Annotated in this window: 12 protein-coding genes; 4 read left to right on the forward strand and 8 right to left on the reverse strand. The window is 54.5% G+C overall.

What is annotated here, in order from left to right:
- Positions 1 to 109: 109 nt before the first annotated feature.
- Positions 110 to 568: a LexA family protein gene (locus ACVI9W_RS25030; protein ID WP_461531871.1), complete on the forward strand. Its 459-nt coding sequence runs from the start codon at positions 110 to 112 to the stop codon at positions 566 to 568.
- A gap of 69 nt (positions 569 to 637) precedes the next feature.
- Here the strand turns inward: ACVI9W_RS25030 and ACVI9W_RS25035 are convergent, their stop codons facing one another.
- Both ACVI9W_RS25035 and ACVI9W_RS25040 read right to left on the reverse strand, forming a co-directional pair.
- Positions 638 to 925 carry a vWA domain-containing protein gene (locus tag ACVI9W_RS25035; protein WP_461531646.1) on the reverse strand — a complete coding sequence of 96 codons (288 nt, stop codon included), beginning with the start codon at positions 923 to 925 and terminating at the stop codon, positions 638 to 640.
- 114 nt (positions 926 to 1,039) lie between these two features.
- On the reverse strand, positions 1,040 to 2,659 hold the full coding sequence (locus ACVI9W_RS25040; RefSeq protein ID WP_461531647.1) for a protein kinase domain-containing protein: 1,620 nt from the start codon (positions 2,657 to 2,659) through the stop codon (positions 1,040 to 1,042).
- Between the two features lie 282 nt (positions 2,660 to 2,941).
- Here ACVI9W_RS25040 and ACVI9W_RS25045 point away from each other — a divergent pair, with 282 nt between their 5' ends.
- Complete coding sequence (locus ACVI9W_RS25045; RefSeq protein WP_461531648.1) at positions 2,942 to 3,388, forward strand: hypothetical protein; 447 nt, start codon at positions 2,942 to 2,944, stop codon at positions 3,386 to 3,388.
- An 87-nt stretch (positions 3,389 to 3,475) separates the two neighbouring features.
- On the opposite strand, the gene ACVI9W_RS25050 is transcribed toward ACVI9W_RS25045, so the two are convergent.
- Both ACVI9W_RS25050 and ACVI9W_RS25055 read right to left on the reverse strand, forming a co-directional pair.
- On the reverse strand, positions 3,476 to 4,711 hold the full coding sequence (locus tag ACVI9W_RS25050; protein ID WP_461531649.1) for a hypothetical protein: 1,236 nt from the start codon (positions 4,709 to 4,711) through the stop codon (positions 3,476 to 3,478).
- A gap of 24 nt (positions 4,712 to 4,735) precedes the next feature.
- Entirely contained in the window at positions 4,736 to 5,995 is a 1,260-nt protein-coding gene (locus ACVI9W_RS25055; protein WP_461531650.1) for a tyrosine-type recombinase/integrase, read from the reverse strand.
- A gap of 1,302 nt (positions 5,996 to 7,297) precedes the next feature.
- On the opposite strand from ACVI9W_RS25055, the gene ACVI9W_RS25060 reads away from it, so the two are divergent.
- Positions 7,298 to 8,485 carry a phospholipase D family protein gene (locus ACVI9W_RS25060; protein WP_461531651.1) on the forward strand — a complete coding sequence of 396 codons (1,188 nt, stop codon included), beginning with the start codon at positions 7,298 to 7,300 and terminating at the stop codon, positions 8,483 to 8,485.
- Positions 8,486 to 8,664: 179 nt separating this feature from the next.
- Here ACVI9W_RS25060 and ACVI9W_RS25065 read toward each other — a convergent pair whose 3' ends face one another.
- Positions 8,665 to 9,657, reverse strand: a complete 993-nt coding sequence (locus ACVI9W_RS25065) for a DNA-binding protein (protein ID WP_461531652.1) — start codon at positions 9,655 to 9,657, stop codon at positions 8,665 to 8,667.
- A gap of 178 nt (positions 9,658 to 9,835) precedes the next feature.
- Between ACVI9W_RS25065 and ACVI9W_RS25070 the strand changes: the two genes are divergently transcribed.
- Positions 9,836 to 10,786, forward strand: a complete 951-nt coding sequence (locus tag ACVI9W_RS25070) for a site-specific integrase (protein ID WP_461531653.1) — start codon at positions 9,836 to 9,838, stop codon at positions 10,784 to 10,786.
- Here the strand turns inward: ACVI9W_RS25070 and ACVI9W_RS25075 are convergent.
- From ACVI9W_RS25075 to ACVI9W_RS25085, 3 genes are all read right to left on the reverse strand, one after another.
- The gene (locus tag ACVI9W_RS25075; protein WP_461531654.1) at positions 10,783 to 11,517 is read right to left on the reverse strand and encodes a murein L,D-transpeptidase catalytic domain family protein; all 735 of its coding nucleotides are present in this window, start codon (positions 11,515 to 11,517) and stop codon (positions 10,783 to 10,785) included. The two genes, ACVI9W_RS25070 and ACVI9W_RS25075, sit on opposite strands and share 4 nt — an antisense overlap.
- Positions 11,518 to 11,725: 208 nt before the next feature.
- A complete protein-coding gene (locus ACVI9W_RS25080) occupies positions 11,726 to 12,760 on the reverse strand; it encodes a L,D-transpeptidase (protein ID WP_461531655.1) in 1,035 nt (344 codons plus the stop codon).
- Between the two features lie 79 nt (positions 12,761 to 12,839).
- Complete coding sequence (locus tag ACVI9W_RS25085; protein WP_461531656.1) at positions 12,840 to 13,775, reverse strand: hypothetical protein; 936 nt, start codon at positions 13,773 to 13,775, stop codon at positions 12,840 to 12,842.
- Between the last annotated feature and the right edge of the window lie 43 nt (positions 13,776 to 13,818).

A 13,818-nucleotide genomic window follows, 5' to 3' on the forward strand; every position in this document is an offset into this window, starting at 1 on the left:
CGTTAGCGGTCATTCGTATCCCTGCCGCCACCAGCTTGTCCAGACTGAATTGACCAAGTGATGAGAAAACGCTTAACTGTACGAATATACAGTGCTGGCGTTTCTCGTCATGATCTCGTTCCTTGGCACCCTCGACCCCAGCACCATTGACCTCCCTCTGTACTCATTCCAGGTGCCTGCAGGCTTCCCCTCTCCAGCAGCCGATCACTTGAAAAAACGTATTTCACTCGACGAGCTCTTGGACGTGCGGGCGCCTCACATCTACCTAGTGCGCGTGGAGGGTGACTCGATGATCGGGGCGGGGATTTATCCAGGCGATCTTGTCCTGGTCGACCGATCTATTCCACCCGAGCCAGGACACATCGTGATCGCAGCTGTGAACTGTGAGCCACTATGCAAACGCCTTGCTCGTGACGGCAGCCAGGTCGTACTGCGTTCAGAAAATCCGCGCTACCCTTCGAGATATTTGTTGGAGGGTGAAGAGCTCGAGATCTGGGGCGTGGTGACATACAAAGTCATTCTGGATGCGGGTCGCAGCGTAGTCTTGGCATGGTGTATTGGTCTTTGAATGCGACCGGCCAGCGATGTGCCCGCAGGATGCCCGATAGGTGTAGCTGCGATCCGCTTCAGACATGACTTACGCCTGTCCCCATGCATCGATGCCGGCTTTGTCCAGCGTCACTGTCTCACCTGGAGTCGACTGCGAAGCTCTGGAAACGCTGCGGCTCAGCCAGAGGAAGAACTCTCTGAAGTTGAGTCCTTTCAGCCGCAGAGGAGGGCGACCCGGGGACAACGTTCCCAGAGTTTCCATGTTAGCTGCGGCACCGATCGCAATCGGGAACACGCTCAGCTTCTTACTCTGGCACAACGCACGAATGCGATCACTAGCGAGGCTAATATCGTCTGTGGGTTCGCCATCAGTCATGATGACCATCCAAGGCTGGAAGTAATCAACACCAGCGCGCTGGTAATCCGCTTATCTACGAGGTCTTCTTGGCTGAGGATGAAGTCGTCGTTCACATTGATTTCCTATCGATAGTTATTTGGAAAAAAGCGCGCGCAGAACGATGCCGATAAACTCGGCGACTTTCGACTTTCGCTTGCGGGCGTTTGGTTGAGTTCGAGGGAGCGGAGCCGCTTGAGGGCGCGACGGAGTTGGCGATTGCGGGGGGGGCGGCTGATGACTACTCTGCTGGGCCTGCGGACGTGATTGGATTGTGCTCGCGGCGCGACTTTGCAGAGGTTGCGTTTGTACAGCCGGTTGCGGCCTTGCTTGTGGCTGGGGCACAACTGGGCGTGGTGTTGGCGCTGGCCTCTGTATGATCGTCGGGCGTCCCTGATTTTTACGCTCGGCCTCTTGAGTCTTCTTAAGGCTCTCCCGCGCCATGGTTGTGAGTCTGTGCTTCTTGTGACAGCTCTGGCACCAAGGCTTAAAGCCTTTTTTGGCTTGCTTCTCGACGTATTTTTTCGACGCAGTGATCGTTATCTTGCACCGTCCACACGGCACGACGACAGGGTCTCGGACGAAGTAGAACGAGGTGGGGAAAACCTCATTTCCGTTAGCCTTCTTCGCGATCGAAGATCGGTAGCTCTCCAAAAGGTTAATCCACCGATCCACGGAAATGCGCTCTCCCTCTCGGAATGTCTTTTGGAAGGCTTTCCGAACATCTGCTTTCAGGTGATTCCAGATGGTCTGCCAGTCGCCTTCCGGAGCATTTTCACCAGAGAAATTTTCTGCGTTATCGTGATCTCGATAGGGGAAGTTTCTTGCCTTGATGTTTTCCGCCTGGGTGCCGCCATTCTGCTGGGAATAGGGCGTTTTGCCGGGGAACAAGATCATGAACAGCATCGTCGCAACGGAGAACAGTTCATGCTCCTTGGTGCGCATAAAGTTCCCATACGTTTCGCCCTGAATTTCTGGGGCCGTGAACGCGATGGTACCTACTGGGCAAGGGTAAGCTTCGATTTGGAAGCTGTCAGTGTCCACCATCCACAGCTTCGTGCTGTCTTTGGTGACCAGTAGATTGTTTGCGTTGATGTCACCTACCAAGATATTTAGACTGTGGAGGAAGCGAATCTGCTCCAAGAACGCCAGACACACGTTCACCAGGTCGATGCGCCCCCATGTAGGAAAGGTTTTCAGGAACGCTGGCTTGATGAATATTCCCGAGAACATCGTCTTGCCTTCCGCTCTGGGCATCACGTAGCCGACAAACTCCGAGTGCTGGTTGTACACCACCTCTGACGGCCAGCAGATGTCGGCACGACTGATCTTGCGGGTGACCATCAGCTCAATCTTCTGGCGTCTTAACGTAGTCAGCTCCTTGGCGTGATAGACCTTGCAGACCAAGGATGGCTCATTGGTCTCGTAGATGACGCCTTCACCTCCTTTACTGATCTCTCTCACCAATCGCAGGGGTTTTGCAGAGCCAGTGCTAACGACGTCACCTACGGCGGGAAGGACTCGGAACGGGAGTCGCTCGTTCGCTGCGCTGGTAGGCTTGCGGTGAAGGGCGAAAGGTGTGAGCTGTGTGGGCGCTAGTTTTGACGCACTCTGGCCAGGGATTTCAGCTTGAGCTTGAGGTGGCCACTTGTGACAGGCAACGCCATTGGCTTTTGCCTGGCTCAGTAACTGATCGTCGCTGGTAACGAGCGTCATGCGGTATTGGTTTGCGACCTCCAGGAGGCGTGTGTGGGCTGTCTGAGCCACAAACTGCATGCGTTTGAAGATGTACGCAGGAGCACCGTCGAAGGTGAATGAGGCGAGTAGATCACCTTGTAGAACCGCACTACCGTCAGGAAATGCTCTCTCCTCGACGTTCGTATGGTCGGTGATGTTCGCCAGGCTGTACTATCGACCAACCCGAGGGGGCAGAAGAACAAGCAGTACGGATACGCCGGCGCCTTGGAATGGTTCCAAGAGCGCGAGAAAGGAGGGCTGTTGAGCATCGACTACGCGACCGTCACTTACCGATGTCGAACAGAGATCGCAACGTTCTCTGACACCATTTTTGATGGGTCTTGGGGTTTTCCAGCTACCACCTCTGAAAACCACGATGTGTCTGATCATGATGGTGTGTTTCTGGTGCACTCGAAGCACGTTGACCAATACGTTCAGCAGTACCGGCCGCAATGCCTTCGTGCCATGGCAGCATCCGGCAAGGAATTCGCCCTCGACTATATGAACTTCAAGGTCTCCAAAGGCGCGACGTTCGAGCGTGTGCTAGTCGTACCTACAGGGCCAATCACGGCTTTCATTCAGAAGGAAACCTGCCTTGAAGCTACCTCTGCGGCCGCATTCTATGTAGCTGCAACACGCGCAAAGCAGAGCCTAGCGATCGTGATTGACAAACCGGGCAAGTCGAAGCTGCCGGTCTGGCAACCTTGATTGAGAGTAGTGGTATCTAGCTATAACCGGGCGCGGCTAGAGGTAACAGATTGACGTTGCAACCGTGCCCGTCAGTGTTTGATGTACCTACGAGCCTGACCACTTGTCTTGGTATCGGGGTTGCCAAGCATAAAATCGTGCAAATATGGTATCTACCGTCGTCCCGCGAATGGTCGGATAGAACTCATCGAATGGCATTGATTCTGCTAAACGCATCAATGAGGTTTCCCGCACCCACAGTAGAGTAGCCTTTCGAAACACCGAGTCATCCGGAACCATGACCCCACGAATTTCCAAATTCGCTCTAACCTGACAACAAACCGATTTGAAAATAAGATTAGCATGCCTACTGCTGATGCCTCCGCGCCCGCTTTGAGTAGAGATAATTGGCGTAGGATCTCGACAGAGAGGAATCAAGTGCGTCCCTAGATAAAAGCGGAACCGTGATACCCAACGTTCTACATATTCTGATGGGATGATGATCGGCTTCAATTCAGGATGGAGCGCTACATCTAAACCATACGTGCCGTCAGCTCGCTGAAAAAGAGACTTCATAAGTATTTGAGAGCCAAAACTATCAATCTCGCCTGGCTGCAAATGTAGGTAGTATACCGTCATCATCAGGAAAAGCTTTCGTTCGAACGCTGGGTCGCCATCAGCAAGCAACTCCGCCGTCGAAACAAAAATGTTCCATTCATGCCTCTCAAAAATTTTCATTTTTTCATTGGGAGTGTGCACGGAAGCATACTGCCTTGAGGAGTGTATTTGCGCTGCTGGATTTACGCTAATCACGTCTTCTGAGTACAGAAATAGATAGAACTGGTTGATCACCGCCATCACTGCCGCAAGCGACGGCGGTGTGGAGACCTTCATGTCGCCATATAATATTTCAGCTTTATTAGCGCTAGGCCTGAAGGGCCTCCACGACGGATTGATCGTAAGCGCTCTAGAGTTCCGCTTGGTGGACACCCGCATCAGGCGCTTTTCCGGCCGGGAGGCAACCCAGCTGTCTGGTGGAAATAAGCAAAAATCCATGAAGCAGCGAATATCGACTTCATCAAACTCAGCGACTGGCTTTTTTACTACTAAAAGACACCAAAGCAAAAGCCGCTCCACTGCTGAACGAAATACGCTATACCGAGTAGATACAGCATTGGCCTGCAGAAATTTTTTGGCTAATGCATAGCTGTCGAACGGGCGACTCTCTGGAGCGCACTCTTGAAGACGGATAAGAATATGGGCAGACTCAAGAGTCACGTCGTCAGCATTCAATTGTAGAATTTCTTCTATGCCGAAGAAGCATGGAAATGGAAGCTCGCTCATTGTTTCCTCCTTGGGGGGGTATGCTCAACCTCGATCTCTCATGGCTAGCTTTCTTATAGAGTACGCGCGCTGATCGTCCTGACTGCTGTAGTAGACATTCTGAGTGGTCGACAGACTGCTATGGCGGAGGTCAGCCTGCAAGTCTTTCGGATCACGAAAGGGCGCATCAAAAGTTGCTGCGGTGTGCCGCAGCCAATGAGTAGAAGCTACTCGCAGATTCTGGATCTCCCCCTCATGACGACCCTCTGTCAGCATGCAATCTATTGCACTATCAAAAACTGAACGCATAATGTTGCGAACCATCCGGGTTGATAGTCCCGCTTTACCATCGAGCGTGCTCAGTAGCGGAGTGGCTTCATTAGGCGAGGGTAGGGGACTCAGCCCCAGAACTCGACGGTACCTTTTAAGGTAGCAGTCAACGTAGTCAGTTCTAACGGCAATTTTGCCGACCTTGTTACCTTTACCTATGGCGTGGAACCACCAGTTTCCGTCGTGATCCAAGCGGAAATCTCCCATGGTCGGCTCCCAATTGTCTCTTCCACAGATATCGGACACCCGGAGGTACATCGAAAATAAGGTCGCCGCGATAAACAACGAACGCTCATGGCGAACAGGGTCGGAGTCAGCCATCGCCTCCGCAGCCTCGAGTACGTACTCCCATTGTAATGGAGAGAGTGCCCGAGTCGTCTTCACCTGAGCAGAGTACGTTTTGAATTTGGATTTCTGTTTGATTGCTCGGAACGGATTGACGACGGTACAGATCCCTTCATCGATCGCATACTCAAACAAACTGCTACACACCGAGAACACTTGAGCAATGCTGCCAGCCGTCATCTTGTAGTGGCCACCCTTGGTGGATGTGACGAAAGGACGCCACGCCGGGTTCGGCATCAAACAACAGCCATCAACCGAATGTCCGCTCAGGTAGCGGTTCCTTACGACTTGCCCTACCCAGGACTCAGGCGGACGCAAGCAGAACTCGAGAAACGCTTCTGCGTCCGAACGTCGTAGCTCCAGGAGCGAACAGTTACGAATCAGCAGCGACCAAAGCAACAACCTTTCGGCGTGCGTACGGTATGAGTTGAATGTTGCTTCATTGCTGGTGTATGACTGTAAGAATCCTCGTACTGTAGCGTAACCTGCAAGGGCACCAGCCTCAGAGGGGAACTGGACAAGATATTGTTTAACAGCAAGCGCGATCCTATCGTCAGTTTCATTGTAAGCGTCGACAAACCACCGATGAGTACTGAACAGCGGTAACAATGCAAATTGAGCTTTTTTCATATCAGTGACCATTTCCGGTTCTGACACTTATCGGAAATAGGGCAGCCCCTATCCCGAAGCGCAAGGCACACTCATAGATATATTTCATCATAATCGCCAAAATTAAAATGCGGAGATATGAAGCTTCGACGAAGCTTCACCCTGAGAGCACTGTTATGTCAAGCCTCTACATGGCTTTCTTGAACAGCCGTTTATTCCCAACACATGAAACAATCATTTTTAAAATAAAAGTGATCACCCCACTTTTTCGGTTAGCGTTGCTTCAGTCCTAAACACCTGCTGGCAACAGCATTTAAAAATGATCATCACAAGAGAGGGGGTCACACCACGTAATCGCCCATCTCGAAAGCCCCTACTTAACTCAACTAAATAACTATTTAGTCGAGTTAAGTGGAAATTTCTCTGACCTCCGCGCGCTGAGAGGCCGAAGCAGCACTCACGAGTAGCCAGACGCTAAACACCCCCTCAAACCAATAGGCAAGGGCAATTAAGCATAAAACGCATAGCCGCCGCATCACGTAAAACAAATGATCATTTTTGACTGACATGGCTAGGAACCATTTGAACTCTCATAAACTACCGATTCCGATAAAAGCAACACTCAAAGCTGGTTGCAGAGTGGTATGGCTGAGGCGGTGATCTCTTTTAAGATTTGATCTTTTTCCGGACACCGCATTTAGAAATGATCACTTCTTATGGTACTCGACCACACCCATTGAATTTTGATTTCAACCTGGAGTTCCATCCGATTTAGACCTTCTAGGTACTCCATGATCAAAATATCTCTCGCAATCCTGAGCAGCTTTTCTGCCCACACCAGAGCCTAACCAGCTGAATTCAAAGGAAAACCCACACGCAATCGGCATAGTCTGCCCATGGTCAAAATTAGCTGAGCGTCACAGCTGAGGTGCCAGCACGAGCTGCAGGAGAGTGATCGAGGCCTGGGCCTGGCTTCAAATCTGTTCACCCGGGGCCCTCAAGCCTCCATAGAATACTTCGCATAATGTATATTATGTTAAATCATGTATTTCGCTGCGTGCATCACACCAGTTATGAATGACCACATCAGTCACCGTATGAATGGCCGCCCTGGTTCGCCAGTCCAGCTGCCTGATATACAGGCACGCCCTCAAATCGGCTAACGGATTTCTACAAGACTCGCTTCCATGATTGGGCCGTCAGCTCCGCATCCTTTGCTCCCACTTCTGACATTGCTCAACGAACATGCCCGCGCTGAGCGACCAATCAACCTGGAAGTCCACCGGCGTTATGATGAGCGGTCTCCATTCGGAATCCCGCCCAGTGAAACTGATCTCTACCAACACAGCGCTCAAATCCAATCTGCTGAGGCTCATCAGCAGTTACGACCACATTAGTTTCGGTACCGCATGGGCATCTGCTGGAACGGATGTGTTCGCAGAGCTGGTGAAGGCAAAGTCCAAGATAGCTACCGGGGTGATTGGCACACACTTCTACCAGACTCACCCCGATGTCCTTGACGAATTTGTGGATTACGACCAAGTCAGGTTCATTCTTCAACCTCAGGGGGTTTTCCATCCCAAAGTGTTTGCTTTCTGGACGGAGACCAGTTGGGAGGTCTTGATTGGCAGTGCCAACCTCACGGCGGGGGCAATCAACAAGAACACGGAGTTGACCACCCTCCTCACTCATAAAGACGGTTCGTTTGAACTGCTGCAGGATGTTTTGGGCATCATTGAGAGCTACGGCGGCAGAAGCATTCTCCAGGAGGACGCAGATAGCTACCGCAGGATCTGGAAAATCAAGGCAAGGCTTAGGGAAAAACTTGAAGGTACCTATGGAGGGGTTCCTGCCTCCAAGCCCGAGGTGGAGTCACCAGTGATGACGATGGACTGGTCGACCTTCTACGCTGCGATCCAGAAAGACAAGATCCACGGTTTCGAAGATCGCCTGGCCATGCTGGATCAGGTCGCGAGTCACTTCGCTAATACGCAGCATTTCAATGACATCCCACTGCAGGCGCGTCTTGGAATTGCTGGCCTCAGGAGCACGGCCATTGACCACCCAGAGTGGTTTGGATCGATGGCTGGAGCGGGCAAGTTCTACAGCTTGATGAATGCCAGCGCCCCAGCCTTCTCCATAGCGCTGGACGCAATTCCTCTCAACGGGGCGGTGACCAAAGATCAGTACGACACCTTCATCAGGGAGTTCATCAAGGGGTTTCCAAACGGCAGGCATGGACTGGGTACGGCTACCCGCCTGCTTTCCATGAAGCGCCCCGATGTTTTCTTGTGTGTCGATGCACAGAACAGAGGTCAATTGGCGCGAGATGTAGGCATGGTACGAGCTGACAGGCTCGACTATGACCGCTACTGGCCAGAAGTCGTGGAACGTATACAGGAAGCACCTTGGTGGAAGTCACCCATGCCCAGCGGCGGTAACGAAGCTAAGGCTTGGCGTGCACGGGCAGCCATGCTGGATGCAGTCTTCTATCAAGAAAAGAAAAAATGAATGTGCCTTGCTGATCTGGACTTAGGCCCCATCCCCGTTGCGGAGAACCGGAACCCAGCCATTGTCGAGAGGTGGCGCCGACTCACAGCCGAATGCAGCACTGGCCTACCCCACCTCTGTCAGCCTGAGGTTGACCAGGGCTCCGCAGCGACGGCAGGCCCACACCGGCATTCCATCTCTCAATCATTCGCAGCAGCGTCCGGCCGCTGGCTACGACAATCTTCTAGCGCCTTGGTCGCTACAGCCAATTCCTCGCCAAGCGCGATGGCATGGGCTCGTAGCTCGCTGACTTCAGAGGCAAACGCTTCGTTGTCCTTCCTCGCCACTACCAACTGCTCCTGAAGCATTTCCTTAGCGCCTTCAGCTCTGGCAGCAGCCATGTTCGCCAGCCCCAGATCTCCTTCCAGTCGCGTCATCACATCCTGATTCTGGTGCGCGACCTTGTTCTGCTGGCGGGCTTCACTCAGCAGGCGCTCATTGTCACGGTTGAGGCGTGTCAACTCGTCCTGGCGAACCATCAAGGTCTGCTGGAGCTGTAGGAGCTCCTGCTGCAATTGCTGCAGCTGAGTGTCATGACGGCGCTGATCCTGTTCACGCTGCTCCTTGATGGCGGTGCGGTAGTGCTCCATCGCATCACGGGCATGCGCATGCTTCTCCTCAAGCGACCTTACTTGGTCATCTTTCTCCTGTACTCGCAGCGCCAAGTCTGCACAGTTTTGACTGACACGAGCGTTGCGGGTGATCTCTGCCTGGAGTGAGGACTGGCAAGTTCTCAGTTCTTCTGCCTGGGTTGCCAATACTGAATCACGGCTCGCGATGACCTGTTTGCTCTTTTTGAGCTCAGTTTCCAGCTCGCTAATGCGCTGATTCAGCGTTGCAACGTTCTGCTCGTGAGTCAGGCGCTCCTGCGCCAGGGCCACATTGCCCTCCTCCTGAAGGCGCTTCAAAAGCTGGCTGACCATCGAAGTTAGCTCATCACTAAGGCGATCCGGATCGGCCTGGGGACGCACATCTGCCGACTCCAGCTCCTGCATGTACCGCGAGATGGTGGTTTTGGATCCTGTGTTTCCGAGCTCAATTCGCACCGCATCGATGCTCGGATTGACGCCGCGGGCAAGCAGCGCAGTGCGCGCCTTCTGCACCAAAGCCTTGTTAATGCCGCCGCGAGCCATGACCTCTCCTACGATTTCGTAATGTGTTACATAACACGTTTATACATGACATCTTAGCTTATTTATTGATCAACATGAATCAGGAATACAAGAGTAAATAATGGAGAGTTATATGTTCTTATAGACCAAAATGCCTCAGAATCGTGTCCCGGTGGGGTACGAATGGCAGGTTTGGGAGATGGATAAGGCACAGCGGTATCTGCAGGCGGGTACGCGGGACAACACCCGCAAAAGCTACAGAGCAGCCGTGGAGCACTACGAATCGACGTGGGGCGGGTTCCTGCCGGCGACATCCGAAGGGATCGTTCGCTATCTGGCGGAGTATGCGCAGACACTTGCCCTCAGCACCCTGAGGCAACGGCTTGCAGCCCTGGCGCAGTGGCACATTAGCCAGGGCTTTCCTGATCCAACCAAGGCGCCTCAGGTTCGGCAGATACTGAAAGGCATTCGCGCCGTTCACCCTGCCCAGCAGAAGCAGGCTGCGCCTCTTCAATTGCGGCATCTGCAGAAGGCCGCGAGCTGGCTCGACAGCAAAGCCGGCGAGGCCATTGAAGCGGGTGATTATCAGAGTTTGATGCGGTACCGCCGCGATGCAGCACTGTTGCTAATCGGCTTTTGGCGCGGTTTTCGAAGCGATGAGCTGGCGCGACTGCGTGTGGAGACGACTCAGGCGCAAGCGGGCGTGGGTATCACATTCTATCTGCCCTACTCCAAAACCGACCGCGACTATCAAGGCAGTACATTCCACACGCCCGCCCTCAAGCAGTTGTGCCCTGTCGAGGCCTACATCAACTGGATCACCGTGGCAGGCATTGCAGATGGGCCGGTATTCCGCAAGCTCGATCGCTGGGGAAACCTTTCCGACAAAGGCTTCCGCGCCAGTAGCCTGATCCCTCTACTACGACGGATTCTGGAGGCTGCAGGCATCCCCGCCGCGGCCTACAGCAGTCACTCGATGCGCCGAGGCTTTGCGACGTGGGCAGCGGCGAACGGCTGGGATATAAAAGGCCTGATGAGCTATGTAGGGTGGCGGGATATGAAATCTGCGTTGAAGTATGTAGACGCCAGTAACTCCTTCGGCAGCCTGGCGGCTCAATCTCAAACCATCGACACCCTTGAAAAAACCTAGCCTGCTCCAGGCGTTAGCTTGCTAGCGAGCGTTTGATTAGCCAGCGGGCAGCTCTGGGCATTAAGGAAGCGCGACTTTTTCAGCCAGTCTTGCTGCGGGTAATAGGCAAACACATAGCTACCGCGTCGCAGCGTATCGATCAGCTTGCTGGCAATTGCCGGCCGGACGGCAGGACAACCCTGACTGCGACCCAGGCGACCGAGACCGGCAACGACCTTTGGATCGGCATACGCGGCGGCATGCATGACAATCGCCCGCGACATACTGTTGTCGTTGAACCCCGGCTCCAGCCCCTGCAGGCGCAGCGAGCGGCCATGCTTGCCGCTGTAGGTCTGACCGGTCTCATACAGGCCGATGGAGGATTGGTAGCTGTTCGGGGTGTTGGAGAACGTAGTCGGTACATCGGCGCCACTGTTCTTGCCATGGGCAACCCACTCCTCGAACAACAGCTTCCTGGAGCGCAAGTCGAACACCCACAGACGTTTGTCACGCGATGCCTTGGAGTAGTCGATCACTGTGAGCAATTTATCCGCGTCGCTGTGACTGGCACACGTGTAGGCGGTGAGTGCCAGGGCCAGGGTCGAAAGGCTGGCGCTCGGCGCCAATTGCTGCAGCTCGGCGGCGCTAGGCAGCGTTTGGGCATGGGCGGTGTGCCAGGCACTCAGGAAAAACAGGCCAACACTGGCCACTGAAAGCCGGATGGCTCCCCGCAATGGTTCGAACAGCGACATGGATTATCCTGTTAAAAACCTGTCTGCGATCGAAAGCTGGACGGCTTTATTTGCCTTGATATGGCGCTGTCTCGCGAAGTCGTCAACAGGTGTTAAGTCCTAATAGTCGGTTTTGCTTGGCGTTGTTATGGCTCGCTTTCCAAGCGAAAAAATCAGCTGGATTGAAGTCAAAGGCCCCTACTCTGCTTGATTTTTATAGGATTGCCGATCATTTCTTGACCAATGGTTTAAGTTCTTCACTGTCTTCAGTGGTGACTACTGTGAATTTTCCATTGCTGCGGGTATCCCGAGTTGACGCCCAGTCGGTGATCACCAGCGTCGTACCGATGTCCATCGCCGAGCGTAAATGACGACGGAATTCCGGATTCACGTTCAATTGGCCCAGTTGTTCATCAGGTGTATCCCCGTACTCCGGATTGCTGAGACCAACCACCGACCAGCGTAATGGCTGCGCGGCGTCGATTGCCAAAGCAGATGGCTTTTGCAACAGCGAATACACCGCCATTCCGCTGCGATGCCGGCTGCTTTCAAGCGACAGTGCTGGCGCCGAACCGATCAACTGGCCCCCACGAAACACGTAGGCACGCAGGTCGGCGCGACTGATCAGGATCGACAAAGGCCCCGCTGTCGGGTCTGGATCGTTCCAGAACTGTTGGTTGTTCAATACCAGCGGGCCTTGGGCTTTGCCCTCGTTGACTGTAGGCGCGAGCACACCGGGGTGGTAGACCTCTACCGGTGCACTATGGGTATCGGAAACTATCACGGTCGTCGAGCTGAAACCGGTCACTTCATACAGCTTCTTGGCGAATGCAAGCGGCAGGCGCACGCAACCGTGTGAGGCGGGGTAGCCCGGTAGATGGCCAGCGTGCAGGGCAATGCCGTCCCACGTCAGTCGCTCCATGTAGGGCATCGGCGCGCTGTTGTAGAGGCTGGATTTATGCTCGACCTTTTTCTGCAGAATGCTAAACACCCCGGTGGGGGTTTCCTTGCCTGCCTTGCCGCTGCTCACGGTGCTGACGCCGATGGCGATGCCATTTCGATAGACGTAGGCACGTTGCTCGGTGAGGCTGACCACCACGGTCACCGGTCCCACCGGCGAGACCTGCGGATACCAGAGAAACTGGCCAGGCTTGAGGCTGTCGAGCTGGGCCCTGAGTTCGGCCGGGGTGGGCACCTGCAGCGGGGCGGCTTCGACCACGGCAGCGGCAAGCAACAGACCCAGAGCGAGCGGTAGATGCATCATCGAATCGATCCTTGAGAGAGCCCTGTCGCCAGCTTAATCGGAACATTAGCCATCGAGCAAATACGTAGACCGTCACTGGCTACCTGACACGCCGGGTGACCTCCTCGGGGTAGTAAGCGATATTCAGCGCCCGCCGCTGGCCCATCAGCTGTCCTTCGCCGTACCAGGTGATGTTGTCCTGGCGTAGCACCATACCGTCGGTGCTGTACTCGTATTCGGCACCGTTCGCGGAACTGAACGCGAACCGTTGTTTATCCAGCTGTTTGAGCTTGAAATAGGTGCCCGGCAAAGGCATTTGCTGCTTCACGCGTTTCAGAAAGGCCGGAGCCAGTTCGGCGAACAAGGCGCGGGTGCGCGCATGGTATTGCGCGTCGGTCAGCCCCGGGGATTGCTGCAGCTTTTGCGCGATCAGGGTGAAGTATTCGGCGTCGGTACGGGCCAGGGCCAAACGTACTGCCATCACTTCGCTCAGGCGCGCCGGGTCAACCTGCAGCTTGCCGTCAGTACCTTTGTTCGCGCTGATAAACTCGCGGCCATCGACCTGCACCAGCGGTGCGGTCGCCAGGTACGCGGCGCAGGCGATTTCCCGGCCCTTCTGGTTGTCGTTGACCAGCAAGGCTGTAACGCCGCCTTTTTTTCTCAGATTTTCGATGGTTTCCCCGCTGCCGGTCACGAAGCGTTCAACCTCGGCACGATCCACCTCGCCCCGTGCCAGCCCGCAGATCTGCTGCATCACTGCGGGGTTGCGCTTGCCGTCCACCAGGGGCGTCATGCTGAACACCGCATTGCGAATGACCGGCAGTGCCGGGTAGTCGAGGTTGCCGAGGTTTTCCGCTTTCGACGTGGCGCCCGCTTGCGTGGGCGCGTGGTCGACGCCATTGCAACCGGCCAACAGGCAGAATGGCAGGAGCATGGTGGCCAGCCATTTACGCTGGGTAATCATGCTGCGTTGCTCTCTGTGACCGGATGTCGCCACCTGGGCGGGTTGGGTATTAACCTGGTTCAGCGTTCTCATTTTGAGCACCTCGCAACGGCCCGGCCGAAGCCGGGCACGGACA

It is taken from the genome of Pseudomonas sp. 210_17 TE3656, assembly GCF_054821965.1.

What these genes read in the sequence shown, in the direction of transcription:
- ACVI9W_RS25030 (WP_461531871.1), top strand. Translation starts at nt 110, where the DNA reads ATGATCTCGTTCCTTGGCACCCTCGACCCCAGCACCATTGACCTCCCT.
- ACVI9W_RS25035 (WP_461531646.1), bottom strand. Translation starts at nt 925, where the DNA reads ATGACTGATGGCGAACCCACAGACGATATTAGCCTCGCTAGTGATCGC.
- ACVI9W_RS25040 (WP_461531647.1), bottom strand. Translation starts at nt 2,659, where the DNA reads ATGACGCTCGTTACCAGCGACGATCAGTTACTGAGCCAGGCAAAAGCC.
- ACVI9W_RS25050 (WP_461531649.1), bottom strand. Translation starts at nt 4,711, where the DNA reads ATGAGCGAGCTTCCATTTCCATGCTTCTTCGGCATAGAAGAAATTCTA.
- ACVI9W_RS25055 (WP_461531650.1), bottom strand. Translation starts at nt 5,995, where the DNA reads ATGAAAAAAGCTCAATTTGCATTGTTACCGCTGTTCAGTACTCATCGG.
- ACVI9W_RS25065 (WP_461531652.1), bottom strand. Translation starts at nt 9,657, where the DNA reads ATGGCTCGCGGCGGCATTAACAAGGCTTTGGTGCAGAAGGCGCGCACT.
- ACVI9W_RS25070 (WP_461531653.1), top strand. Translation starts at nt 9,836, where the DNA reads ATGGATAAGGCACAGCGGTATCTGCAGGCGGGTACGCGGGACAACACC.
- ACVI9W_RS25075 (WP_461531654.1), bottom strand. Translation starts at nt 11,517, where the DNA reads ATGTCGCTGTTCGAACCATTGCGGGGAGCCATCCGGCTTTCAGTGGCC.
- ACVI9W_RS25080 (WP_461531655.1), bottom strand. Translation starts at nt 12,760, where the DNA reads ATGATGCATCTACCGCTCGCTCTGGGTCTGTTGCTTGCCGCTGCCGTG.
- ACVI9W_RS25085 (WP_461531656.1), bottom strand. Translation starts at nt 13,775, where the DNA reads ATGAGAACGCTGAACCAGGTTAATACCCAACCCGCCCAGGTGGCGACA.